At 62.7% G+C, this 24097-nt stretch carries 16 protein-coding genes and 1 pseudogene; 6 read left to right on the forward strand and 11 right to left on the reverse strand.

Features of this window, described 5'->3' with window-relative positions; genetic code table 11:
• Nucleotides 1-106 precede the first annotated feature (106 nt).
• A complete protein-coding gene (gene dnaE, locus WDS16_RS07455; RefSeq protein WP_338891675.1) occupies nucleotides 107-3643 on the forward strand; it encodes a DNA polymerase III subunit alpha in 3537 nt (1178 codons plus the stop codon).
• 238 nt (nucleotides 3644-3881) lie between these two features.
• Here the strand turns inward: dnaE and WDS16_RS07460 are convergent, their stop codons facing one another.
• Nucleotides 3882-4118, reverse strand: a complete 237-nt coding sequence (locus tag WDS16_RS07460) for a hypothetical protein (protein WP_338891677.1) — start codon at nucleotides 4116-4118, stop codon at nucleotides 3882-3884.
• Nucleotides 4119-4262: 144 nt separating this feature from the next.
• On the opposite strand from WDS16_RS07460, the gene WDS16_RS07465 reads away from it, so the two are divergent.
• Genes WDS16_RS07465 through ilvA form a run of 3 tightly spaced genes read left to right on the forward strand, consistent with a single transcriptional unit; the run spans nucleotide 4263 to nucleotide 7889 of the window.
• Nucleotides 4263-4697: a nitroreductase family deazaflavin-dependent oxidoreductase gene (locus tag WDS16_RS07465; RefSeq protein WP_338891678.1), complete on the forward strand. Its 435-nt coding sequence runs from the start codon at nucleotides 4263-4265 to the stop codon at nucleotides 4695-4697.
• A 14-nt stretch (nucleotides 4698-4711) separates the two neighbouring features.
• Nucleotides 4712-6487 (forward strand): pyruvate dehydrogenase, encoded by a 1776-nt coding sequence (locus WDS16_RS07470; protein WP_338891680.1) that lies wholly within the window; start codon nucleotides 4712-4714, stop codon nucleotides 6485-6487.
• Nucleotides 6488-6530: 43 nt separating this feature from the next.
• Nucleotides 6531-7889: a threonine ammonia-lyase IlvA gene (gene ilvA, locus WDS16_RS07475; RefSeq protein ID WP_338891682.1), complete on the forward strand. Its 1359-nt coding sequence runs from the start codon at nucleotides 6531-6533 to the stop codon at nucleotides 7887-7889.
• On the opposite strand, the gene WDS16_RS07480 is transcribed toward ilvA, so the two are convergent.
• Nucleotides 7877-8413 carry a TetR/AcrR family transcriptional regulator gene (locus tag WDS16_RS07480; protein WP_338891684.1) on the reverse strand — a complete coding sequence of 179 codons (537 nt, stop codon included), beginning with the start codon at nucleotides 8411-8413 and terminating at the stop codon, nucleotides 7877-7879. The two genes, ilvA and WDS16_RS07480, sit on opposite strands and share 13 nt — an antisense overlap.
• Before the next feature lie 124 nt (nucleotides 8414-8537).
• Here WDS16_RS07480 and WDS16_RS07485 point away from each other — a divergent pair, with 124 nt between their 5' ends.
• Nucleotides 8538-10061, forward strand: coding sequence for an MFS transporter (locus WDS16_RS07485; RefSeq protein WP_338893284.1), 1524 nt, complete (start codon nucleotides 8538-8540; stop codon nucleotides 10059-10061).
• A gap of 50 nt (nucleotides 10062-10111) precedes the next feature.
• Here WDS16_RS07485 and treZ read toward each other — a convergent pair whose 3' ends face one another.
• The 5 genes from treZ to WDS16_RS07510 form a co-directional block, all read right to left on the reverse strand.
• A complete protein-coding gene (gene treZ, locus WDS16_RS07490) occupies nucleotides 10112-11845 on the reverse strand; it encodes a malto-oligosyltrehalose trehalohydrolase (protein ID WP_338893285.1) in 1734 nt (577 codons plus the stop codon).
• Nucleotides 11845-14232: a malto-oligosyltrehalose synthase gene (gene treY / locus WDS16_RS07495; RefSeq protein ID WP_338891686.1), complete on the reverse strand. Its 2388-nt coding sequence runs from the start codon at nucleotides 14230-14232 to the stop codon at nucleotides 11845-11847. Before treY ends, treZ begins: the two co-directional genes overlap by 1 nt.
• Before the next feature lie 3 nt (nucleotides 14233-14235).
• Nucleotides 14236-16506, reverse strand: a complete 2271-nt coding sequence (gene glgX / locus WDS16_RS07500; protein WP_338891688.1) for a glycogen debranching protein GlgX — start codon at nucleotides 16504-16506, stop codon at nucleotides 14236-14238.
• 34 nt (nucleotides 16507-16540) lie between these two features.
• The gene (locus WDS16_RS07505; protein ID WP_338891689.1) at nucleotides 16541-18652 is read right to left on the reverse strand and encodes an acyltransferase family protein; all 2112 of its coding nucleotides are present in this window, start codon (nucleotides 18650-18652) and stop codon (nucleotides 16541-16543) included.
• Nucleotides 18653-18744: 92 nt separating this feature from the next.
• Nucleotides 18745-19197: a MarR family winged helix-turn-helix transcriptional regulator gene (locus WDS16_RS07510; protein ID WP_338891691.1), complete on the reverse strand. Its 453-nt coding sequence runs from the start codon at nucleotides 19195-19197 to the stop codon at nucleotides 18745-18747.
• Nucleotides 19198-19340: 143 nt separating this feature from the next.
• On the opposite strand from WDS16_RS07510, the gene WDS16_RS07515 reads away from it, so the two are divergent.
• Nucleotides 19341-20537, forward strand: coding sequence for an MFS transporter (locus WDS16_RS07515; protein WP_338891693.1), 1197 nt, complete (start codon nucleotides 19341-19343; stop codon nucleotides 20535-20537).
• A 1155-nt stretch (nucleotides 20538-21692) separates the two neighbouring features.
• On the opposite strand, the gene WDS16_RS07520 is transcribed toward WDS16_RS07515, so the two are convergent.
• From WDS16_RS07520 to WDS16_RS07535, 4 genes and pseudogenes are all read right to left on the reverse strand, one after another.
• Nucleotides 21693-22535 (reverse strand): hypothetical protein, encoded by an 843-nt coding sequence (locus WDS16_RS07520; protein WP_338891695.1) that lies wholly within the window; start codon nucleotides 22533-22535, stop codon nucleotides 21693-21695.
• 5 nt (nucleotides 22536-22540) lie between these two features.
• Nucleotides 22541-23035 (reverse strand): hypothetical protein, encoded by a 495-nt coding sequence (locus WDS16_RS07525; protein ID WP_338891697.1) that lies wholly within the window; start codon nucleotides 23033-23035, stop codon nucleotides 22541-22543.
• A 175-nt stretch (nucleotides 23036-23210) separates the two neighbouring features.
• Nucleotides 23211-23372 (reverse strand): annotated as a pseudogene (locus WDS16_RS07530) (MerR family DNA-binding transcriptional regulator); the annotation flags it as partial.
• Nucleotides 23373-23553: 181 nt separating this feature from the next.
• The gene (locus tag WDS16_RS07535; protein ID WP_338891699.1) at nucleotides 23554-23922 is read right to left on the reverse strand and encodes a hypothetical protein; all 369 of its coding nucleotides are present in this window, start codon (nucleotides 23920-23922) and stop codon (nucleotides 23554-23556) included.
• Nucleotides 23923-24097: the final 175 nt, after the last annotated feature.

A 24097-nucleotide genomic window follows, 5' to 3' on the forward strand; every position in this document is an offset into this window, starting at 1 on the left:
CGTGACACACCGAGAGTGCGGAAATATCTGTCGGTTCCAACGCCTAGAGTGAGGTGCACTTCGCGTCTCGACATATCGACCCGCTCGACCTTCAGGAGACAACTTCGTGGCTGACTCGTTCGTTCATCTGCACAACCACACCGAGTACTCGATGCTCGACGGGGCCGCCAAGATCGCGCCGATGTTCGCAGAGGCTGCGCGTCTCGAGATGACGGCAGTCGGAATGACCGACCACGGCAACATGTACGGCGCCAGTGAGTTCTACAACGAGGCCAAGAAGGCCGGAATCAAACCGATCATCGGTATCGAGGCGTACATCGCTCCCGAGTCGCGATTCAACAAGAAGCGCGTGCTGTGGGGCGATCGCAGCCAGAAATCGGACGACGTCTCAGGTAGCGGCGCGTACACGCACATGACGATGGTTGCCGAGAACGCGACCGGAGTTCGGAACCTGTTCAAGCTGTCGTCGTTGGCCTCGATCGAGGGTCAGCTCGGCAAGTGGGCGCGCATGGACGAGGAGATCATCGCCACGCATGCCGAAGGGATCATCGCCACCACCGGGTGTCCGTCGGGTGAGGTACAGACGCGGCTGCGTCTCGGCCAGGATCGGGAGGCACTCGAGGCTGCAGCCAAGTGGCAAGAGATCTGGGGCCCGGAGAATTTCTTCCTCGAGCTGATGGACCACGGACTGTCGATCGAGCGGCGCGTGCGCGAAGGGCTGATCGACATCGGCAAGAAGCTGTCGATCCCTCCTCTCGCCACGAACGACTGCCACTATGTCACCAAAGACGCGGCGGAGAACCACGAAGCGCTGCTCTGCATTCAGACCGGCAAGACCCTGAGCGACCCGACACGCTTCAAATTCGACGGCGACGGCTACTACCTCAAGTCCGCAGCGGAGATGCGGGCGCTGTGGGATGACGAGGTTCCCGGCGCGTGCGACAGCACGCTGCTGATCGCCGAGCGCGTTCAGTCCTACGACGACGTGTGGGCGCACCGCGATCGCATGCCCATCTTCCCTGTCCCGGAAGGTGACACCCAGGGTTCGTTCCTGACCAAGGAGGTCGACCGCGGCCTCGAGTGGCGTTTCCCCGGCGGGGTTCCCCAGGAATACCGTGATCGCGCCAAGTACGAGATCTCCGTCATTCTCGAGATGGGTTTCCCCGCGTACTTCCTCGTCGTCGGCGACCTCATCGCGTATGCACGTTCGGTCGGGATCCGCGTCGGACCGGGTCGTGGATCGGCAGCAGGATCACTCGTTGCATACGCGATGGGCATCACCAACATCGATCCGCTGCCGCACGGTCTGCTGTTCGAGCGATTCCTCAACCCCGAGCGCGTGTCCATGCCCGATATCGATATCGACTTCGATGACCGTCGCCGTGGCGAAATGGTGCGCTATGCCACCGAGAAATGGGGCAGCGACCGCGTCGCGCAGGTCATCACCTTCGGCACCATCAAGACCAAGGCCGCCATCAAGGACTCCGCGAGAGTGCAGTTCGGCCAACCGGGATTCGCGATCGCCGACCAGATCACCAAGGCACTGCCACCGCCCATCATGGCCAAGGACATCTCGGTCGCCGGCATCACCGACCCGTCGCACGAGCGGTACAAGGAAGCAACCGAGGTCCGAGCGCTCATCGACTCGAATCCTGACGTCGCCACGATCTACAAGACCGCGCGCGGGTTGGAAGGGCTGATTCGAAACGCCGGCGTTCACGCCTGCGCGGTCATCATGTCCTCCGAGCCGCTGACCGATGCCATTCCGGTGTGGAAGCGCGCGCAGGACGGCGCGATCATCACCGGCTGGGACTATCCGTCGTGCGAGGCCATCGGCCTGCTCAAGATGGACTTCCTCGGGCTGCGCAACCTCACCGTCATCGGTGACGCTATCGACAACATCAAGAGCAATCGCGGGGTCGAAGTCGACCTCGACACGCTCAGCCTCGATGACCCCGCGACGTACGAATTGTTGGCCCGCGGAGACACACTCGGCGTGTTCCAGTTGGACGGTAGCGCTATGCGCGATCTTCTTCGCAGGATGCAGCCGACCGGATTCGAGGACATCGTCGCCGTCCTGGCGCTGTACCGCCCGGGCCCGATGGGCATGAACGCGCACAACGACTACGCCGACCGCAAGAACGGTCGCCAAGAAGTCAAGCCGATTCACCCGGAGCTCGAGGAACCGCTCGCCGAAATCCTGAAGGACACGTACGGCCTGATCGTGTACCAGGAGCAGATCATGCAGATCGCGCAGAAGGTCGCCGGGTATTCGCTCGGCCAGGCCGATCTGCTGCGACGCGCCATGGGCAAGAAGAAGCTCTCGGTGCTGGAAGAGGCGTACGCCGGGTTCCGGCAGGGAATGCTGGACAACGGCTTCTCCGAAGCAGCAATCAAGGCGCTGTGGGATACCGTTCTACCGTTCGCCGGCTACGCGTTCAACAAGTCGCACGCGGCCGGATACGGGCTCGTGTCGTACTGGACCGGATACCTCAAGGCGAACTATCCCGGCGAATACATGGCCGGTCTGCTCACCAGCGTCGGAGACGACAAGGACAAGTCGGCCATCTACCTCGCCGACTGCCGCAAGCTCGGAATCACCGTGCTTCCACCCGATGTCAACGAATCCGAGCTCAACTTCGCCTCCGTCGGCAAAGACATCCGCTTCGGTCTCGGAGCCGTCCGAAACGTCGGTACCAACGTCGTGGCGTCGATCATTCGTGCGCGAGAAGAAAAGTCCAAGTACACCGACTTCTCCGACTACCTGAACAAGATCGATGCGACCGCCTGCAGCAAGAAGGTCACCGAATCACTGATCAAATCGGGAGCTTTCGACTCGCTCGAGCATCCTCGCAAGGGTTTGATGCTCATCCACGCCGACGCGATCGATGCAGTGATGGGAACGAAGAAGGCCGAAGCCATCGGTCAGTTCGACCTCTTCGGAGGTGAGGACGCGGACGAGTCCATTTCGGCCGTCTTCAACGTCCGCGTGCCCGACGAGGAATGGGAATCGAAGCACCGCCTGGCACTCGAGCGCGAGATGCTGGGCCTGTACGTGTCCGGTCACCCGCTACTCGGTGTCGAACACATGCTCGCCGCTCAGTCGGACACGAACATCCCGGCAATTCTCGAAGGTGACGTCAAGGACGGTACGCAGGTGACCATCGGTGGCATTCTCGCCTCGGTCAACCGTCGGATAAACAAGAGCGGCCTGACGTGGGCCTCAGCTCAGTTGGAAGACCTCGTGGGTGGGATCGAAGTGCTGTTCTTCCCACAGTCGTACTCGGTGTTCGGCGCAGACGTCACCGAGGACTCGGTGGTACTCGTCAAGGGGAGGGTGTCGGTACGAGACGATCGCATCTCACTCATCGCCAACGACCTTGCTGTGCCCGATCTTTCGGCCGTGGGCGTCGCGAAGCCCCTTGCCGTGAGCCTTCCGACGCGTCAATGCACCGCAGACAAGGTCGGTGCCCTCAAGAAGATCCTGATGAGCCACCCGGGCACCTCCGACGTTCACCTGCGACTGGTCAGTGGTGACAAAGTCACGGCGATGAAGCTCGACGACAGTCTGCGTGTAACCCCGACCTCGGCGCTGATGGGTGATCTGAAAGCTCTGCTCGGGCCAGGATGCCTCACCGGTTGATCTGCCCCCTGGCTCTGCGCGGTGGCTGGAAGGTGCGCGTTCGACGGGTTTTCGGGACCGAATGAGTCGTTCGGTCACCGTGGGCGTCGGGTTGCGCAGGTTGCAGCGCAGGCGCGTGTTGCAACCTGCGCGTGGGCTGAAAGGTGCGCGGGCGGCGAGTTTTGGGACCGAATGACTCGTTCGGTCACCGTGGGGGTGACTGAACGCGCAGGTTGCAGCGCAATGGCCCTACCCGACGCTACCTGTCCGCCCGACGCTCGAGGAGAAGCAACGCCCACCAGGCGACCACGGTCGATGCCGCACTGGTGAGGACGGCTACCTGCAGCGATGTGGTGAGCGCGAGCGCGCCGAGGAAGACGAGTACGCCGAGGACGAGAGCCTCGATCTTGTAGACCGGCCAGTCGGTACCTGCGATGTCGACGGTGCTTGTGCTGGCGCGTCGACGAGTCGATGTGCTGAGAGTTGCGTGGATCATCGAGTTCGCTCCGTTCGGCAATGCTGCGTACCCTCGTCAGGGTATACGCACGAGAAGATTAGGTCCACCGAACTTCCAAATTCGGGCTGCTGCGGGCGCGAGGGTCGGTGGCGCGGCTCGGTTGTCGGGTGTTGACTGGATGTCATGCCATTGACCGGAGAGTACGAACCGAGTACATCGGACTGGGCCCGCGAACAAGCCGAACTTCTCGAAGGTTCCGGCGGTACCGAGGGAACCAGCCTCAACGGAATGCCAGTGGTCTTGTTGACCACGAAGGGCAACAAGTCCGGCAAGCTGCGGAAGACACCGCTGATGCGCGTCGAACATGACGGCGAATACGCAGTGGTCGCGTCGCTGGGCGGTGCCCCGAAGCATCCTGTGTGGTATTTCAACATCAAAGCCGAGTCACACGTCGAGTTGCAGGACGGCACCGAAAAAGCCGACTACATCGCCCGCGAAGTCACCGGTGACGAAAAGGCACTGTGGTGGGAGCGTGCAGTCGAGGCGTACCCCGACTACGCCGAATATCAGAAGAAGACCGATCGTGAAATTCCCGTGTTCGTATTGACCAGATCCTGAGGGAGACAGAAAAGTTGAGAACCGAGACCGTCGCCGACCAAATCGTCACGCAGCTGATCGAGGCGGGTGTAGAGCGGATCTACGGAATAGTCGGAGACAGTCTCAATCCGATCGTCGATGCGGTCCGTCGAAGTGGGGGAGCGAAGGCCGGCGGGCTCGACTGGATACACGTTCGCCACGAGGAAGCGGCAGCATTCGCAGCGGCTGCGGAGGCTCAGCTGACGGGCAAGCTTGCGGTGTGTGCTGGGTCCTGTGGTCCAGGCAACCTGCATCTCATCAACGGCTTGTACGACGCCAATCGCTCGGGTGCGCCGGTGCTGGCGATCGCCTCACACATCCCGAGCAAGCAGATCGGTTCGAGCTTCTTCCAGGAAACTCACCCTGACCGCTTGTTCGTCGAGTGTTCGGTTTACGCCGAGTTGATCAGCACGCCCGAGCAGTCTCCGCGGGTGGTGCATTCGGCTGTGCAACATGCGGTCGGCAGGTCCGGGGTGGCGGTGGTGACGCTGCCCGGTGACATCGCCGACGAGCCGATCGGCCGGGCGGCTCCGGCGTATGTCCGCACTGCGACACCATCGCTGGTGCCTGCGGCCGAGGATGTAGAGACGCTGGCCGCAGCGGTCAACTCGGCTGGGACCGTGGCTATCTTTGCCGGCGCGGGTGTTCGCGACGCTCGGCCGGAACTGCTCGAATTTGCCGAGAAGGTGGGCGCGCCGATCGGACATTCGCTGCGCGGCAAGGAGTTCGTTCAGTACGACAATCCGTTCGACATCGGCATGACCGGCTTGCTCGGCTACGGCGCAGCCCACGACGGAATCCACGGTGCCGATCTACTCCTGCTGATCGGGACAGACTTTCCGTACGACCAGTTCCTCCCCGACGATGTCCGCACCGCTCAGATCGACAGCGCCGCCGAGAAGTTGGGACGCCGAACGAGTCTCGACCTCGCGGTTCATGGCGACTCGAAGGCCACGTTGGCTGCACTGCTGCCATTGGTGGAGCGAAAGACAGACCGCAAGTTTCTGGAGCGGACTCTCGATCGGCACGACAAGCTCATGACGAAGGTCGTCGGTGCGTACACCAAGCCGGTGAAGCAGCGCACGCCCATTCACCCCGAGTACGCGGCGTCCATTCTCGACGATCTCGCCGCCGAGGACGCGATTTTCACTGCAGACACCGGCATGTGCAACGTGTGGACCGCTCGCTATCTCAACCCGAACGGGCAGCGGCGCTTCATCGCGTCGGCCTTGCACGGCTCGATGGCCAACGCGCTGCCGCACGCGATCGGTGCCCAAGTGGCATTCCCTTCGCGTCAGGTGGTCTCCATGTCCGGCGACGGTGGGCTGTCGATGCTGCTGGGCGAGCTGGTGACGGTGGCGATGTATCGGTTGCCCCTCAAGATCGTCGTGTTCAACAATTCGACGCTCGGGATGGTGAAGCTCGAGATGCTGGTCGACGGTATTCCTGACTTCGGTGTGGACGTCCCCGCTACCGATTACGCGGCCGTGGCGGCAGCTCTGGGCATCTTCTCGCGAAGGATCGAACAGCCGGGTGATCTGGAATCCGGTATTCGTGCCGCACTCGATCACGACGGCCCGGCGCTGGTGGACATCGTCACCGATCCCAATGCTCTGTCGTTGCCGCCCAGCATCACCGGTGAGCAAGTGAAGGGGTTCGCCCTTGCCATGTCGAGGATGGTGATGAACGGAGGCGTCGGCGAAGCGGTCCAGATGGCGAAGTCGAATCTGCGGAACGTGCCGCTTCCATCACAGTTTTCGCCCCGTGGCTAGTCCCGGTTAGAAGCCGAATCGTTGCTGGTGGCAGCATGGACGGGTGTCCAACTCGTCTGACGTCGTGTCCAGCAATCGATCGTTCGCAGTGTCTGCGGACGACATCGATGTGGCTGCTCGTCGAATTTCGGACGTCGTCGCGGCAACGCCGCTGCAGTTCTGCGAGCGCCTGTCCGCTGCCACCGGCGCGAACGTCTACCTCAAGCGTGAAGATCTGCAGATCGTGCGCTCGTACAAGATCCGCGGTGCATACAACCTGATGGCGCAACTGACGCCTGAGGAGTTGGCTACCGGAGTCGTCACTGCGAGCGCAGGTAACCATGCACAGGGCGTCGCATTCGCGTGCCGTTCGATGCAGGTACGCGGGCGAATCTACGTGCCCGCCAACACTCCGAAGCAGAAGCGCGACCGAATCCGGGTGCACGGCGGCTCGTTCGTCGAGCTCATCGTCGTGGGTGAAACCTTCGACGACGCGGCCGCGGCGGCAGCGCAGGATGTCGCTCGCACCGGTGCGACGATGGTCCCGCCGTTCGACGACGAACGGACTGTTGCTGGGCAAGGAACTATCGCCGCCGAGATCGTCGAGCAACTGGGCGCGGCACCGGACACGGTGGTCATGCCGGTCGGCGGCGGTGGATGCATCGCGGGGATCTCGACCTACCTCCGGGAGCGTTCACCCGCTACTGCTCTGGTCGGCGTCGAGCCCTCGGGTGCGGCGTCGATGACTGCGGCGTTGATTGCGGGCGGACCGGTGACATTGTCCGATATCGATCCCTTCGTCGACGGTGCCGCCGTCCGCCGGATCGGCGATGTTCCCTACGAAGCTCTTCGGCTGCTCGGCGCGGAAGTGGTGTCGCACGCGTCGCTGCCGCTGGTGGCCGTGCCGACGTTCCCCGCGCGCAATGGCGCGTTCGGACCGTTCTTGATGACGCAGATCGACGAGGGTGCGATCTGTACTGCAATGCTGGAGCTGTACCAGAACGAAGGTGTGATCGCCGAGCCTGCGGGCGCGCTGAGTGTCGCTGCGCTGAAGCAGATCTCGGTTACACCGGGCAGCACGGTGGTGTGCTTGATCTCGGGCGGCAACAACGATGTGTCGCGCTACGGGGAGATTCTCGAGCGATCTTTGGTGCACCTGGGGCTCAAGCATTACTTCTTGGTCGACTTTCCGCAGGAACCCGGAGCCCTACGGAAGTTTCTCGACGAGGTACTCGGTCCGGACGACGACATCACGCTGTTCGAGTACGTCAAACGCAACAATCGGGAGACCGGTGCGGCGCTCGTCGGAATCGAACTCGGGGTCGCTACGGGTTTGAGTGCATTGCTCGAACGCATGCGTGCGTCCCATCTCGGGGTCGAGCAACTGGAGCCGGGTTCGCCGGCCTACCGCTACTTGACGTGATCAGGCCCGAGCAGCCGCTCGACGACCCGTTGGTGCAGATCGGAGTCGACAGGCGGCAGATCGAGCAACGCACCGAGATAGATTCCGTCGCCGACGAGTCGGACGATTTCGGCTGTCACCGGATCGCTGATCTCGGCACGTAGTCCTTCGTCCCACAGGCGCATGACCTCGGTGACGGCCTGGTGAATCTCCCCGGGATTGCCGTCGACGCTACGCAGAACCGCGAGCGTGGACCTGTAGAGCGCAGTTTCCTTGTCGGAGATCGACGCAGGGGGCTGTAGATACCACTGAGCGACGGAGGTGCCGCCCTCACCTGCCAAGGCGCGCTGCTCGTCGGAACGTTCGCCGAGGCGTCGCACCATCGCGGCGATCATCGCGTCCTTGGTGTTGAAGTGGTAGAGCAAACCGCCCTTGGATACTCCGGCCTTCGCCGCGACGTTCTCGAGCGTCACTTTGGTCAGGCCCTGGTCGAGCAGCATCTCTTCCAGGGCGTCGAGGATTCGGTCTCGGGTGTCGGACGACATGATGCCCACCCTACATAATTCGCTTTACCGGCTGGACGGTTCACTGTAGTCTGTCCGCTGTACCGGCTGGACGGTTCAGCAGTCGGGAAGTTATAAGGAGAAGCACGTGAGTGAGTTGCACAGCATGCAGCCACAGTCCGGACAGCCACAGTCCGCACAGGTACAGGGAGCGGCGACGCTCAAGGATTGGCTCGGACTCGTCGTTCTTGCGTTCGCGGTATTGCTGATCGCAGTCGACGGCACGGTCCTTGACCTGGCACTGCCGTTCATCAGCTCGGATCTGGCGCCCAGTAGCAACCAATTGCTCTGGATCATCGACGTGTACTCGTTCGTGCTCGCGGGTCTACTCATCACGATGGGTACCCTCGGCGACCGTGTCGGCCGACGCAAACTGCTGCTGATCGGCGCGGCCGGATTCGGTATCGCGTCTGTCGTGGCTGCATTCTCGACGAGCCCGGAGATGCTGATCGCGGCCCGCGTGCTGCAAGGCGTGTCGGGCGCAACCTTGATGCCGGCAACTCTCGGATTGATCAGAACGATCTTCACCGACCCCAGACAACGGGTGATGGCTATCGGACTGTGGGGTGCAATGGCAGGCGGCGGAGCGGCTGCGGGCCCGCTCGTCGGCGGCTGGCTGCTCGAGCACTTCTGGTGGGGATCGGTGTTCTTGATCAACATTCCGGTCATGCTTGCGCTGATCGCCGTCGGGCCGTTGGTGATTCCTGAGTCGAAAGACCCGAACCCCGGCAAATTCGATCTGATCAGTTCCGGTCTGTCGATGCTCGCCCTGGTGCCGTTGGTCTACGCGGTCAAGGAAACTGCCGCGCACGGCTTCAGTGTGGCCAACATGGCCGCTGCCGTCGTGGGAATCGTCGCGGGTATCGCGTTCGTGCGGCGGCAGAAGCGGCTGACCGATCCGATGATCGACCTACGGTTGTTCGCCAACCCGGCGTTCTCGACTGCGGTGTTCACCAACTTCCTGTCGGTGTTCGCCTTGGCGGGAGTGCTGTTCTTCGGTGCCCAGTACCTGCAGCTGGTCCTCGGCAACACCCCGCTCGAAGCAGGACTGCTCTTGTTGCCCGGTACGGCGTCGAGCATCGTGACATCACTCGTGGCTGCCTACCTGATTCGAATCTGGTCCACGGGAACGGTGCTGGGGGCAGGACTCGCAGCGGCAGCCGTCGGTGCTGCGTTGTTGTTCGGGCTTCGGGTGGACAGCGGGCCGACTCTGTTCATTCTCGGATTCGTTCTGGTCGGCGCAGGCGCAGGTATCGCGCTGACGCTGACGTCGAATCTCGTGGTCGGCGCGGTCGAACCCGAACGAGCAGGAGCGGCGTCGGCAGTGTCCGAGACCGCGTACGAACTGGGTATCGCATTGGGTGTCGCAGTCCTGGGCACCGTAGTGATGTCGTTCTTCCGGCGTGGGCTCGATGTGTCGAACTTGGGCGGCGAGCAAGCGGCGTCGGCGCAGGAAACGCTCGGTGGCGCCATCGCGCTCGCACACACGTTGCCGGGCAACGTGGGGGATGCGCTGGCGGATTCCGCACACCTGGCATTCGTCGACGGCATGCATGCCGCGTCGATTGCGACGGCCGTCGCAATGGCGTTTACCGCGATCGTCGTACTGGTACGGCTTCGTCGCCAGTAGGCGAAGAGAGACAGCGGGTGGTCGTTGCGAGCAACGACCACCCGCTTCGGTTACCGACGTGCGGACAGAATCGCGAACGAATGCCCGGGAATCCTTGTCGAGGAGCCGGTCTCGTCCGAGATCGGCACCTCCCACGCGAGCAGTGTCGATCCGCCCACGGGCACGGTGACCTCGTTCTCGGACAGGTTGCACACCACCCGGAGCGAACCCCGGTACATCACGATCCAGCGCGCGTCCTCGTCGTAGTCGATCCGCACGTGGTCCAGCGAAGGATCGGTCAGGTCCGCGTACTCGCGGCGCAGTGCGAGTAATCCACGGTAGGCATCGAGAAGCCGTGCGTGATCACCAGTTCCGAGCTCGGACCAGTCGAGTTTGGATCGAGTGAACGTGTCCGGATCCTGTGGGTCGGGGATGTCCGCCTTGTCCCAGCCGTGTTCGGCGAACTCGGCCTTACGGCCCTCGGCAGTGGCCTTGCCGAGCTCGGGTTCGGGGTGCGAGGTGAAGAACTGGAACGGCGTCGATGCTCCCCATTCTTCGCCCATGAACAGCATCGGCGTGTACGGCGACGCCAACACCAACGCGGCCTTGACGGCGAGCTGGCCGGGCGAGAGGTAGAACCCGGGTCGATCTCCGATTGCGCGGTTACCGATCTGATCGTGCGTCGTCGTGTACGTAACGAACGAACTCGCTGGAATACGCCTCGTGTCGACGGGACGGCCATGGGTGCGGCCACGGAAACTGGAGTACGTACCAGCGTGGAAGAAGCCCTGGCGCAACGTGTTCGCGAGACCTTGCAGCGACCCGAAATCTCCGTAGTAGCCTTGCCGCTCACCGGAGACCGCGGCGTGGATCGCGTGGTGGATGTCGTCATCCCACTGCGCATCCAGTCCGTACCCGCCGCCCGACCGTGCCGTCACCAGGCTCGGATCGTTCAGATCGCTTTCCGCGATCAGCGACAGCGGCCGCCTGAGATGGGCCGCCAACCTGCGGGTGTCGACGGCCAGTTCCTCGAGCAGATGCACCGCAGTGTGATCGACGATGGCGTGTACGGCATCGAGCCGGAGGCCATCGATATGAAATTCGTCGAACCACCGCAGTGCGTTCTCGATCGCGTACCGTCGTACGACGCCGGAGTCGGCCTCGGCGTAGTTGATCGCCTGACCCCAGCTGTTGGCGCCCTGAGCCATGTACGGACCGAATCGCTCGAGGTAGTTGCCCGACGGACCGAGGTGGTTGTACACGACGTCGAGGATCACTGCGAGACCGCGACTGTGGCAGGCGTCGACGAGCCGCTGCAGACCGTCGGGACCGCCGTATGGCTCGTGGACGGTGTACCAGAGCACCCCGTCGTAACCCCAGTTGTGAGTTCCGTTGAAACCGTTGACCGGCATGACCTCCACAAACGTCACCCCGAGATCGACGAGGTGATCCAACCGCTCGATCGCTGCGTCGAAAGTCCCTTCCGCAGTGAAGGTTCCGATGTGCAGCTCATAGATCACGCCACCCTGCAGTTGACGGCCGGTCCATGACGAGTCGGTCCACACCGACTCGTCGAGTCGGTGCAACTGCGAGGGCTGGTGCACGCCGTCCGGCTGCCGCGGCGATCTGGGATCGGGCAGGACGGTGGTGTCGTCGTCGAGCACGAAACCGTAGCGGGCATCGGGGGAGGCGTCGACGTCGGCAGACCACCATCCGCTCTCGCCCCGGTGCATCGGATGCAGAGAACCGTCGACGTCGAGGCGAACGGTGTCCGGCGTCGGTGCCCAGACTTCGAAGCGATGCATCATGCGTCGTGCTCTCCTAAGATCTCGCCTTCGGATATCTCGCGAACCAGCAGTGCTACCGGCAATGCGGCAAACACTGTGTCCGCCTGTATGTCACCGCTGTACACCGTGTCGGTCAACCGGTCTCGCCAGCGACCTTCGGGGAGTACCACCGATGTCGATCCCCAACCCTGCGAGGCCAACGTGAGCGAGTGGCGTGTGGCGAGGGCAATGACGTCCGGGTTGCCCGTCACCGGCCCGCGAGCGAAACCGATCACGTGAGTCGACGCGGATCCGGTCGCGTTCACCGGTGCGTACGTCCCACCGACGAAGCTGTCCGGTCGGTCACGGCGCAACCGCAGTGCTGCGCGCACGACCCGGAACTTCGCCGCGCCGGTGATGTCGATGAGAGGTACCGAAGTGTCAGCGAGGCGTTGCCGGCGGACGGTGTAGTCGACGGGGCGTCGATTGTCGGGATCGACGAGGGAGTCCTCCCACAGTTCCGTGCCTTGATAAACGTCGGGCACCCCGGGACCGACGAGGTGTAGGAGCTTCTGTCCCAATGAATCACTGCGACCGTGCGGGTCGAGTCGCGCCACAAGCATTGTGACCGAGTCTGCGATCGTGCCCTGCAGAATCGAATCCAACCATGCGTGAACGGACTTCTCGAATGCTTCGTCCGGCTCGCTCCAGCTGGTTCGAAGCCCGGCCTCGCGTAGAGCCTTCTCGGCATAGGCGTGAATGCGTGAGCGTAGTTCCTCGTCGATGCGACCGTCGACAGGCCACACCCCGAACAGGTTCTGCCACAGAAACAGTCCGCTAGGCCCGTCGGGGCTCGGCGCGAGTAGTTCCCAGTCCGCGATGCATCGCGCCCACAGTTGAGGAGTCTGCGACAGAACGCCGATGCGTGCCCGTACGTCCTCGCCTCGCTTGGTGTCGTGGGTCGAGAGTGTGGTCATGGCAGCAGGCCACCTCACCGCTCGATCTGCGTTCGCGAGGTGGAATGCGGCGGGACTCACACCGAACGAACCCGGGTCGCCGCCGACCTCCTGCAACGAGACCAATCGGGTAGCGCGGTAGAACAGGCAGTCCTCGACACCCTTCGCTGTGACGGCTCCGCAGACCTGTTCGAAGCGCACTGCCGATTCGCCATCCGAGATCAAAGCCGACGTGAGGGCATCGATACCGTCGCCCAGATCGGGCTTCTCCTGGGCCAGTGTTCCGATCACTCGGGCGATGGTTCCTGCGAGAGGTGCGTAATCGGATCGGTAGTACGGCATACGTGCGACCACCGCAACGATCGCGTCGATGACCGGTTCGAGGTCGACGGCGGTTCCTGATTCGCGGATCACGCAGCGTGCCAGGCGTCTGACCTCGGGTGCGAGGTCTCCGCGTGCGACCGAGGCCTTGAGAGCTTCCTCGGTGGAATGAAGCCACGACGCATCGTCGCTCGTTCCCGTGCGAGCCTGCGACAGCTCCAGCAATGCATCGGCACCCGACGCGTCGACGAACACACCACCGAGGTCTGCGAGAGCGTCGTAGCCGGTGGTGCCGTCGACCGGCAGCGATTCGTCCAGTGGCTCCCCGCGCGCGAGGATCTTCTCGATCACCAACCAGCGGTCCTGGCCGATGAGCTCGCGGAGTTCGATGAGATATGTCGCGGGATCCGCCAACCCGTCCGGGTGATCGACTCGAAGTCCGTCGACGAGACCGTCGGTCATCCAGCTCGCCACCTGGCTGTGCGAGTGCGTGAAGACGTCCAAGTCCTCCTGGCGAAGGCCGGCGAGTCCGTTGACGGAGAAGAACCGTCGGTAGCCGACGAGTCCCGCCTTCCAACTGACGAGCCGGTAGGCCTGGCGAGCGTGTACCGATTCCGGCTCGCCGTCACCGGTGCCGTCCGCGATCGGGAACCGGTGCTCGTAGTAGGCCAACAGCGGCTTTTCGCCGGAGCGATCGACCGTCAGTTCCTTCGAGTCCTCGTCGGATCCGAGGACGGGCAGGGCGATCTTGCCGTCTACCCCGTTGTCGGGTGCCCAGTCGATGTCGAAGAAGTCTGCGTACTCCGACAACCGGCCCTTGCCCAGAACGTCCCACCACCACGCGTTCTGCCGCGGGTCGTCGACGCCCACATGGTTGGGCACGATGTCGACGATCACACCCATACCGCGTGAGTGCAGTTCTGCCGCCAACGCTTCGAAGGCTTCGCGGCCACCGAGGGCGGCGGAGACCGTCGTAGGGTCGACGACGTCGTAGCCGTGCGTGGAACCCCCTGTAGCCGAGAGGATCGGAGACAGATATGCGTGGGTGACGCCGAGGTCGTCGAGATAGTCGACGATCTCTCGCGCGTCGTCGAGAGTGAACTGGTCCCCTCGCAGTTGTAGTCGATATGTGCTGGAGGGGATCGGCATTCTTCAGTCCGTCTTTCGTAGAACGAGTAGCGACCGGGCGGCCACTTCGACTGGTGTACCCGCTTCTATGACATTCTCACTTGCCCCGGTGGGAACGGCGGTGTCGAGAGCCACCGTCCATTCGTTGGCGTACTCACCGTCCGGCGTCAAGAACTCGATGGCTTCGTGATGGGCGTTGAAGCACAACAGGAACGAGTCGTCGACGACGCGTTCGCCGCGCTGGTTGGGCTCGGGGATTCCTTCGCCGTTGAGGAAGACAGTGAGGCTCTTCCCGAAACCACTGTCCCAGTCTTCCGGTGTCATCTCCTCGCCTGCCGGTGTGAGCCAGGCGATGTCGCGGGCCTGTTCACCGCTGCGGATGGGGCGTCCTTCGAAGAATCGCCGACGACGGAAGACCGGGTGATTGTTGCGCAGAGCGATAGCCGCCCTGGTGAACTCGATGAGATCGGCGTTGGTTTCGGCGAGTGACCAATCCATCCATGCCAGTTCCGAGTCCTGGCAGTAGACGTTGTTGTTGCCCTGCTGTGTTCGGCCGAGTTCGTCACCGTGCGCGATCATCGGTGTGCCCTGACTCAGCAGGAGTGTGGCCATGATGTTGCGGATCTGGCGTCCGCGAAGATCGAGGATCTCGGGGTCGTCGGTCGGGCCTTCGACTCCGCAGTTCCACGACCGGTTGTGGCTCTCACCGTCGTTGTTGTTCTCGCCGTTGGCTTCGTTGTGCTTCTCGTTGTACGACACGAGGTCGTTCAGCGTGAAGCCATCGTGGGCGATGACGAAGTTGATGCTGGCACCCGGCCGCCTGCCGGTGGCCTCGTACAGGTCCGAGGATCCGGTGAGTCGTGACGCGAACTCGCCGAGCGTGGCCGGCTCGCCGCGCCAGTAGTCGCGCACGGTGTCGCGGTATTTGCCGTTCCATTCGGTCCACAGACCGGGGAAGTTGCCGACCTGGTAGCCACCCTCGCCGACATCCCAGGGCTCGGCGATGAGCTTGACCTGACTGACGACTGGATCCTGCTGCACCAGGTCGAAAAACGCGGAGAGTCGATCGACGTCGTGCAACTCACGGGCGAGGGTGGACGCGAGGTCGAAGCGGAAGCCGTCGACGTGCATCTCGGTGACCCAGTATCGGAGAGAGTCCATGATCAGTTGCAGCGTGTGCGGGTGACGCGCGTTGAGGCTGTTGCCCGTTCCGGTGTAGTCCATGTAGTGCGCGTAATCACCGTCGACCAGTCGGTAGTACGCGGCGTTGTCGATTCCGCGGAAGCTGATGGTCGGACCCATGTGATTGCCCTCGGCAGTGTGGTTGTAGACCACGTCGAGGATCACTTCGATGCCGGCGGCGTGGAATTCGCGCACCATGGCCTTGAACTCGGTGACGGCTCCGCCGGCCGTGGGGTTCGAGGAGTAGTCGGCGTGCGGCGCGAGGAATCCGAAGGTGTTGTAGCCCCAGTAGTTACGCAGGCCCTTGTCGATGAGCGTTTGATCCTGCATGAATTGGTGCACCGGCATGAGTTCGATCGCGGTGATGCCGAGGTTCTTCAGGTGCTCGATGATCGACGGGTGCGCGAGCCCCGCGTAGGTGCCTCGCAGCGATTCCGGAACGTCCGGATGTGCGACGGTCATGCCCTTGACGTGGGCCTCGTAGATGACCGTCTCGTGGTACGGACGGCGGGGTGCGCGGTCGGCCTGCCAGTCGAAGAACGGATTGATGACGACAGTGGTCATCGTGTGGCCCAGCGAATCGTACTGAGGGAAGTCGTTTCGTGGTGTCTCGTCGTGTGCGATTGGATCGGGTTCGACGATCTCCTCGTCGGGATCGATCAGATCGGACTCGTCTTCGAACGGCTTGGTGTCCGGGTCCGCTGTCGGTTCGAGCTCAGGCTGCGGCTCGGGTGCGTCGAGGCTGTACGAGAAGAGCGAGCGGTCGCCGTCGAACTCGCCCTCGAATGCCTTGCCGTACGGGTCGAGGAGCAGTTTGCTCGGATCACAGCGATGCCCCTGTGCGGGATCCCACGGCCCGTGAACGCGGTATCCGTACTTTTGGCCCGGGATGACCGACGGCAGGTACGCGTGCCAGACGTAGCCGTCGGATTCCTCGAATCGGATCCGCGTTTCGGTGCCGTCGTCGCTGATCAGGCACAGATCGACTGCCTCGGCGACCTCGGAAAACAGAGCGAAATTCGTTCCGGCGCCGTCGTAGGTGGCTCCCAGCGGATATGCCGAACCCGGCCAGACTTCGATCGCGGGCGATTCGGAGGGTGCTTCGACAGACATGGATGAAACCCTACTGTGAGCGGATGGAACCGGCTCACCACCAGCCGGTCGAGGCGGCGATTTCGCGGCCCAATTCGCTGGTCAGAGTGCGTACGTAGGTGGCGGTGAGGTGATGTTCGTCGCGGTAGACCAGTACGTTTCCCACGACCGCCGGGCAGATCGGTCCATCGCACAGAGCACTTGTCAGGTCGAGCGGTCGGACGGTGGGAAGCCGGAACGACGACGCCAGTGTCGGATTGATCGGATCGAGAGCGGCGCCTCGCGGCATGCCGCACGACATCGCGCTCCCACCGTCGGCGAGGCAGTCGATGGCGCGGTACACGACCCCGTCCTTTACCAACCACGGCGTGTCTCGCATCGCGAGAATCGGGATGCCGTACGACGTGAGCTCGTTCCAGACGTTGACGTAGAAGTCGGGGGTGTAATCCCCCTGCCCGCCCTCTCGCGGCCGTGTCGATGTCGTGAACACATAGTCCGGACCTAGTTGTTCGACTTCACTCATGACCGTCTGGGTCCAGTCGAGGCAGTCGGGATACTCGGATTCGCCGAGCATGGGCATTGTCCCCAGGGTGAGCGGGCAGCCCATTTTCAAGAACGTGACGACTCGGAAGCCTCGGTCACGTCCGAGCATGTCCAGCGCGGTCACCCAGTGCTCGGCATGGGAACTACCGGCGAGAGCGATGGTCCGCGACGCGCTGAGGTCGCCGTACTCGCAGCTGATTGCGTCGCGGGTTTCGAAGTCGGCAATGCATCCTTCGACGGACGTGACGGGAAGATCCTCCGGTGCCGAGAACAATGCAGGAACCACGTCCGCGTCGGGCGCCGTTGCTCCGTCGGTCAGTTCGCGCGCGCCGGGATACGTGAAGGGGTCGAGTTCGTCACTGGCCTGAAGATCCGAGACCGAGCGTTGGATGTAGAAGTTCCATCCGGCGGACCCGCACACCAGTGCGGCAGCAAGAACGGCGGCCGTCGCAGTGATCGCGATTCTCGGGATGGAACCGCCAGGTGCCTGAAGCGGCTTCTCGACGAGCCGGACCGTCGCCATCGCGAGTACGACCGATGCTGCGATGATCGCCGCCCCGGTCGCGAGGTCTGCGCTCGGCTTTCCGCTGTACGCCAGAGTGAAGATCAGTAGCGGCCAATGCCACAGGTAGAGCGGAAAGGCGATCGAACCCAGCCACAGTCCGAACCGTGAGCGCAGCAGGTGCCCGACGCTGGTGTCGGGACCCGCGGCGATCAGTGCAATCGTCGCGAGGACAGGGAACAGAGCCCACGGGCCTGGGAACTCGTTCACTCCGTCGAGAAGAAATCCGCAGGCGACAACAGCGGCGAGTCCGAGGACAGCGAGGGCAGTTCTACCGGTTCGGAACTCCGAGGATCTGCGTTCGTGGGTTGGTCGCGGATGGCGCGCCGCGAACAGTGCAGCGACCGCACCTCCGAGCAGGATCTCCCACAGCCGTGCGCCGGTGTCGTAGTAGTTCCAGGACTGCAGCCGCGACGTGCCGTCCGCGGCGTAGACGAACGACACCAGTGAGGCGCCCGCGAAGAGAACCAGGTAGACGTGTGGCGGCGGGCTGGCTCGGTGCACGCCTCTCGACCGCCGAAGGACCCCCGCGAGGCCGAATACGACGACGATGGCCACGAGATAGAACTGGAACTGGACGGCGACCGACCACAGGTGCTGCAGGGGACTGACGCTGGGGTCCGCAGCGAGGTAGTCCTGTGACGTCCAAGCCAGCTCCCAGTTGGCGTAGAAGAAGACTCCGGATACCACTTGGTTCGCGATGTCTACCCAACGCGTTCTCGGCAACAACAAGGCCGTCGCGACCGCTACGCCGACGAGAACGAGTACCAGCGGCGGGCCGAGCCTGCGGAGAACTCGTCCGATCCGTGTGAACGGATTCAGCGAGCCTCCGGACTGCGCAGTCCGAATCAGCGATGCGGTGAAAAAGAACCCTGTCAGGACCAGAAATACGTCGACGCCGCCGGAGACTCTGCCCATCCAGACGTGGAAAACCACGACGAGTGCGATCGCCACGCCTCGCAACCCGTTCAGGTCTTCCCTTAGCGGTGGTCGGGGGGCGGTCTGAGCGACGCCGGGGACATCGCCTACGGATACGCCGGCAGGTTGGTACGGGGCGGGCATAAGAGGGTGACGGCTCCGGCGGTCGGCAGTAATCGGGAACGATGCGCGGTATTTCGGCCAAACAATACTGTGCGAGCGCCCCGAGTGTTCACTCAGCCGACAGATGCAGGCAATCGGTGAATGGCGTCGACGAGGGGGGCGAGCTCCGGTAGCTGCTGCGCGGCCGACAACGAGGTTTCCAGAACACCGTCGTGAGTGGGACGTGCTCGGTCGAGCAACGCGCGGCCCTCGTCGGTCAACTCGGTGTACATCCCGCGTCGATCGTCCTTGCACAGGACTCGCGTCAGAATTCCGCGATCTTCGAGTCGATTGACGAGGCGAGTGGTTGCGCTGCTGCTGAGCGCGGTTGCGCGTGCGAGTTGTTGCATTCGCATATGCCAGCCGTCCTGCCGATGGAGAGCATCCAGAACGGTGTATTCGACGACCGACAAACTGTGCTCGGTCTGCAGCGCACGTTCGAGGTCGGCCTCGATATGGGCGTGCAATGCAGACAGTGTGCGCCAGCCCTGAGCACGGATGAGGGACGAATCGTCGGCGATTCCCACTGTTCCTCCTTCGGACTCCGAACGGTGACGGCCAGTTTAACAGCTTGCGCAGTTATAAGGCGTGTGCAACTATTTGTGAGGCGTGTGCAATTACATGCATGCGCTTTATATGTGCGAACGCAACTACGAGGGAGTTTGTCACCATGCCGCTAGGACTGCTTGCACTTGCCATCGGAGGGTTCGGTATCGGGCTCACCGAATTCGTCATCATGGGATTGCTTCCCGAAGTTGCCGCAGATTTCGGCATCACGGAAGGCGTAGCCGGATGGCTGATCACCGGCTACGCGCTCAGCGTCGTCGTGGGGGCTGTCGGAGTCACCGCCGTCGTCACACGGTTTCCGAGGAAGAACGTCCTGGTCGCACTGATGGGGCTGTTCATTGCGGGCAACCTCGTATCCGCGCTCGCCGGGACCTACGAGGCGATGATGTTCGGTCGGATCGTCGCCGCCCTGTGCCATGGTGCCTTTTTCGGCATCGGTGCAGTCGTCGCTGCGTCTCTGGTTGCGCCGGAGAAGAAAGCAGGGGCGATCGCCATGATGTTCGCCGGACTTACTGCGGCCAACGTCCTGGGTGTCCCATTCGGAACGCTGCTCGGTCAGACGTACGGCTGGCGATCGACTTTCTGGGCCATCACCGTCATCGGTGTCGTAGCGCTGGTCGGCATCGTCGCCCTGGTTCCTGTAACGTCCGACGCCGAAGTTCGTGGAGATCTCCGTTCCGAGCTCGGCGCGTTTCGCCGACTCCAGGTGTGGCTGTCCATCGCGATCACTGTGCTGGGGTACGGAGGAATGTTCGGCGCGTTCACCTACATCGCGTTCACTCTCACCGATGTCAGCGGATTCGCATCCAGCTCGGTGCCGTGGCTGCTCATCCTGTTCGGAGTAGGCCTCTTCATCGGCAACTACCTCGGCGGCAAGGCGGCCGATCGCAACCTGACCGCTACGTTGCTCGTTCTGCTCGTTGCGCTGACCGCGGTCCTCGTGTTGTTCGCGTTCACCGCCGAAAGTCAGATCGCGACGGTCGCATCCCTGTTCCTCATGGGGGCCTTCGGTTTCGCGACCGTTCCAGGTTTGCAGATGCGTGTGATGTCCTTCGCCGAAGATGCACCGACAATGGCCTCGGGCGCCAACATCGCCGCATTCAATCTCGGGAATGCCCTCGGCGCGTGGATCGGCGGCGTCACGATCACCGCAGGACTTGGCTACACCTCACCGATCTGGGCCGGTGCCGGCATCACCGTCGCGGCCGTTGTCGTGCTCGTCGTAGCCACTGCAGTGCAGCGCGAGCGCGTGGACAAGGGCCGCAGGATCATCCACCTGCACACTCAGTCGGCGCACTGAACCCTGTAAGCGCCACTTCGTGCTCAGCGTGACTTGAACGTTTCTTGGGGCGCCGATCCGTCAGGCAGGGCAGCGGTCCGGGCTTATCAGAGACTGGCGGCACTTTCGGATGCACAATCCGCGATGAGGCGACGAGCCTGGCACACCAGCTGTGTGTTGTCTCGTGCTACGTCGCCCGTGTTCGAAAACAATGTGTCCTCGAGGAGCGCGATGGTCAGAACGAGACCGTAGAGGTAGCCGCTGCACATGGTCGGGAGTGCTGGTAGCGACCGCGAGTGCGTGAAGTTGAGAGTTGCTCACACCGGCCCGGGTGAGTGCCTGATCCGCAGCCCTAGCCGGAAGACCGGACGTAGATTCGTCGCCGCTTGCGTAGTGGCGGGTTCGGATTCCTGTGCGCTCGACAATCCAGTCGGGATGAGAATCGCACCAGCCGCCGGCCTCACGATTCCCCACCACACGTGGCGGCAAAGCTGTCCCGGTACTGATGATTCCAATAGCCATCGACATCCCTCGTCGTTACCGCTGAGTACGAACAGGAGTGGCGCTAAAAGCGTCCGCGTTACCTGTCCACATGATGAACGGTGACTGCGCCAATTGCCGAAAACCGAGAGGTTTGCTCTGTTGAACTCTGGGAGGAGGCTGCAATGTCTTTGCAGCACATACATTTAGACGAAGGATTCAATGTCCGTTTTGTGATTCATGCACGAAAACTCACCGCATGCTCGATGTGACACTAATCAGGCGGTACGGCCGGGTTTGAATCGTGTAGCCGACTGGGAGCGTGGAACGCGACCCGGATATCGCGAATAATGAGTCCCCGTCAATTTGACGCACTCCTATGGAATCGGGTGGCCGTGAAGGTCATCGACGAGATGGCCGCCTGGACCGGACGCTCGCCCGAGTGGCAACACCGGTTTCGAGAAGGGTTGGAGACGCCGAAAGGAAATGTAACTGCCATCCCTCGCAGGTAGATTGCCGATCGGTGCGCCCCAGAAACGACCTAGCTCTCAACCGGTCAACGCATCAACAGGCATAGCTGCTGTACGCAAAGCTGGCGAGTTCGGAACCTCGAGCCTGGAGGGATGCGTTGGCGGCTCCGGACAGTCGGCGTCGCAGCTTGTGGCTGAGACGGGGATGTGGCCGGGATGCGTTTTGTCAACGACGTGCAACCGGTGTTGCACCACCTTGTAGTTCGGTCACCAGCGCAGCGGGGTCGTCGACGTATACGCTGATATGTCTGATGGACGTGGCCTTGCGATGCTTGTGTAGCAACACAGGTAGTTGAATTGAGATCGGTTGGGCGAGAACGATATCGACGTTTGTACCATCGATATTGGGAAGATGTAATCGGTCCGCTATGGCGATGGGATTGGTTTCGGAGTACCGGCGCGACAGGACAACCGATTCGATGGTCGAACGCTCGATCGCGGCGATTGTCGAACCGGACTGCCGCACGACGAAGTGAGTGTCGGTCGAATAGTGCGGACGGACTCGGTGGATTGCCAGATAACCCAACAATGCGAACAGGGACCACACCGACAGCACTGCGAGGGCGATACGCAGCCACATCCATGGAAGAACGAAGTGAAGCACACCGATCTCTACGACGGTGGCCACGCCGAAGGCAACCGGTAGCGTCATCGTCCCGCGGTTCGACCGGAACACCAGCGCCCCCGGCTCGACGTCAGCTACGCGGCCCCGGACCCACAACCACAACGACGTGTAGGCGCGCGCTTCCGCCCGGATCATCGGCCAGAACGGCGAGTCCCCGGCCGTAGCAACCACCGCCGCTCTGGCATCCGCTCCGTCGCGTCGACGGGCCCGGTACGTCGCCACCAGACCGAACGCCACGATCATTGCCAAGGGAAGTTCGACGGCGGCGAACAACAGCACGGCCTGCCCGGGTCTGAGGAAACCGGTGGCGAGGAGGAACGCGTCGACGACCAGGACCGTTGCTGCAAGCACTTGCATGGACCGGTGGAAGCTCTTGAAGGTCATTACATTCAAGAGACACCCTTGGCCGGGATTGACTTGCTCACGAGCGCGCGTTGAACCCGGGAGACCACCTCGCGCTGAGCCGGGTCGGGAATGATCTCGTCGAGTGGTATCGGCACACTGGTCTCACTCGATTGCGTGGTATCGAAATCTACAGCTGCAAAGGGGTCTGCCTCCTCGAACCACGCCATCAACGTCTGCGACAGACGTTCGATCTCCGGTTCCGCCGAATCCAGTGTCTTCCCCTCCAGATTCGACCACTCGGCCAGAAGCTCTGAGTACCGGGAACGCTGCTCGTCGTCGGCGATCGAAGCTGCGTAGAACGACAGCAACTCCTCCGGTGCTTTGCCCGAAACGGCGAGCACCTCGAGCAGATCACGCTCACGCTCGAGCGCTGTGCGAACCGCAGGTGTCGGGGCGGATTCGATAGCGCTGAACAGCAGTCCAGCGACATTCGGAGGGAGCGCGGAGAGCGGTCGACCGCTCTCGACATCGTCGACCATCGAGGCGAGCTTGACTAGCCTGTGTCAGTTTCGCGCGTTCGGCCTCGAGAGCCGCGATCAGTGCGCGCAGATCAGCGATGGTGTCGTCAGTGCCCTCGACGTCAGAGGCGTCGCGCGCGAGAACCACGGCAACCGAGCCGAGCGGGACGCCGTTGCTTGCGAGCCAGCGGATACGCATGAGTCGAACAACGTCGCTCATCGCGTACTCGCGGTAGCCGTTCCGGCGTCGTTGCGGCTCGGCGAGCAGACCGAGGCGATGGTAATGGCGCACGGTTCTCGGTGTGGTGTCGGCCGCGGTAGCGAGTTGACCTATCTGCATGCCTTCAGTGTCAACCATGACCTAACGTCAAGGTCAAATGGCCGAAATCTACGATGACGCATTCGATGCTCGGTCCCCGACGTCTTGACCCACCATTCACCATGCGATAACCGCTACAGCCCGCGAAAACCGCGCTGACTCCTCCAGGCGAGCACCCGACGGGGCCGGTTATCGAGACGAACGTTCTTGGCGCTGGTAGTCACGAGTTCAATGAGACGACGTCGGCCCTCCACGGTCGATGGGGTATTGCGGAGATCGCGGTGCCGGTCGATGCGGTGCCGAAGGTGGTGGCAACCCACAGTGCCGCAGTCGGTGCCATGCTCGCGACCGCAGCGCCTGCGGGGAACCCGGCAGTGGCACCTGCCGCCGACTGTCGGGTGGCTTCGAGATCCTTCCGCGCGAACTCCTCCGCCCCCAGGAACTGGGCTCTGTGAATGTCGATCTTGTCGATGTCGGTCTCGAACGACTTCGGAGTGTTGACGACACTGTTCACCAGCTGTTCGACGAGCTCGATCAGATCCGTCGAGCGTTCGCGAAGGAGTAGAAGAGAAATGCATTTGTCGTTCATCGAGGTGAACGCGCGCCGAGACTCGCGCTTCCGCTCATTTCATAGCGGACGAAAGATGACGCCCCAATGACGCTCTGGTGTCCGCGTCACCAACGGTTCCGGGGTTTCCAGGGCGAGGGTGAGCCGGAAACGTTCATCCATCTGTCGTCCCTTCGAGGTCCCGGCTACGTCGGTC

This window comes from Rhodococcus sovatensis, from assembly GCF_037327425.1.
In the GTDB taxonomy this organism is placed as follows: Bacteria; Actinomycetota; Actinomycetes; order Mycobacteriales; family Mycobacteriaceae; genus Rhodococcoides; species Rhodococcoides sovatense.

Excerpts from the sequence above, each read along its gene's own strand:
- WDS16_RS07515 (WP_338891693.1), top strand. The coding sequence starts at position 19,341 with ATGCCGCTAGGACTGCTTGCACTTGCCATCGGAGGGTTCGGTATCGGG.
- glgX (WP_338891688.1), bottom strand. The coding sequence starts at position 16,506 with ATGTCTGTCGAAGCACCCTCCGAATCGCCCGCGATCGAAGTCTGGCCG.
- treY (WP_338891686.1), bottom strand. The coding sequence starts at position 14,232 with ATGCCGATCCCCTCCAGCACATATCGACTACAACTGCGAGGGGACCAG.
- WDS16_RS07460 (WP_338891677.1), bottom strand. The coding sequence starts at position 4,118 with ATGATCCACGCAACTCTCAGCACATCGACTCGTCGACGCGCCAGCACA.
- WDS16_RS07525 (WP_338891697.1), bottom strand. The coding sequence starts at position 23,035 with ATGGTCGACGATGTCGAGAGCGGTCGACCGCTCTCCGCGCTCCCTCCG.
- WDS16_RS07520 (WP_338891695.1), bottom strand. The coding sequence starts at position 22,535 with ATGACCTTCAAGAGCTTCCACCGGTCCATGCAAGTGCTTGCAGCAACG.
- treZ (WP_338893285.1), bottom strand. The coding sequence starts at position 11,845 with ATGCATCGCTTCGAAGTCTGGGCACCGACGCCGGACACCGTTCGCCTC.
- WDS16_RS07535 (WP_338891699.1), bottom strand. The coding sequence starts at position 23,922 with ATGAACGACAAATGCATTTCTCTTCTACTCCTTCGCGAACGCTCGACG.
- WDS16_RS07480 (WP_338891684.1), bottom strand. The coding sequence starts at position 8,413 with ATGTCGTCCGACACCCGAGACCGAATCCTCGACGCCCTGGAAGAGATG.
- WDS16_RS07505 (WP_338891689.1), bottom strand. The coding sequence starts at position 18,652 with ATGCCCGCCCCGTACCAACCTGCCGGCGTATCCGTAGGCGATGTCCCC.
- WDS16_RS07465 (WP_338891678.1), top strand. The coding sequence starts at position 4,263 with ATGCCATTGACCGGAGAGTACGAACCGAGTACATCGGACTGGGCCCGC.
- WDS16_RS07485 (WP_338893284.1), top strand. The coding sequence starts at position 8,538 with ATGCAGCCACAGTCCGGACAGCCACAGTCCGCACAGGTACAGGGAGCG.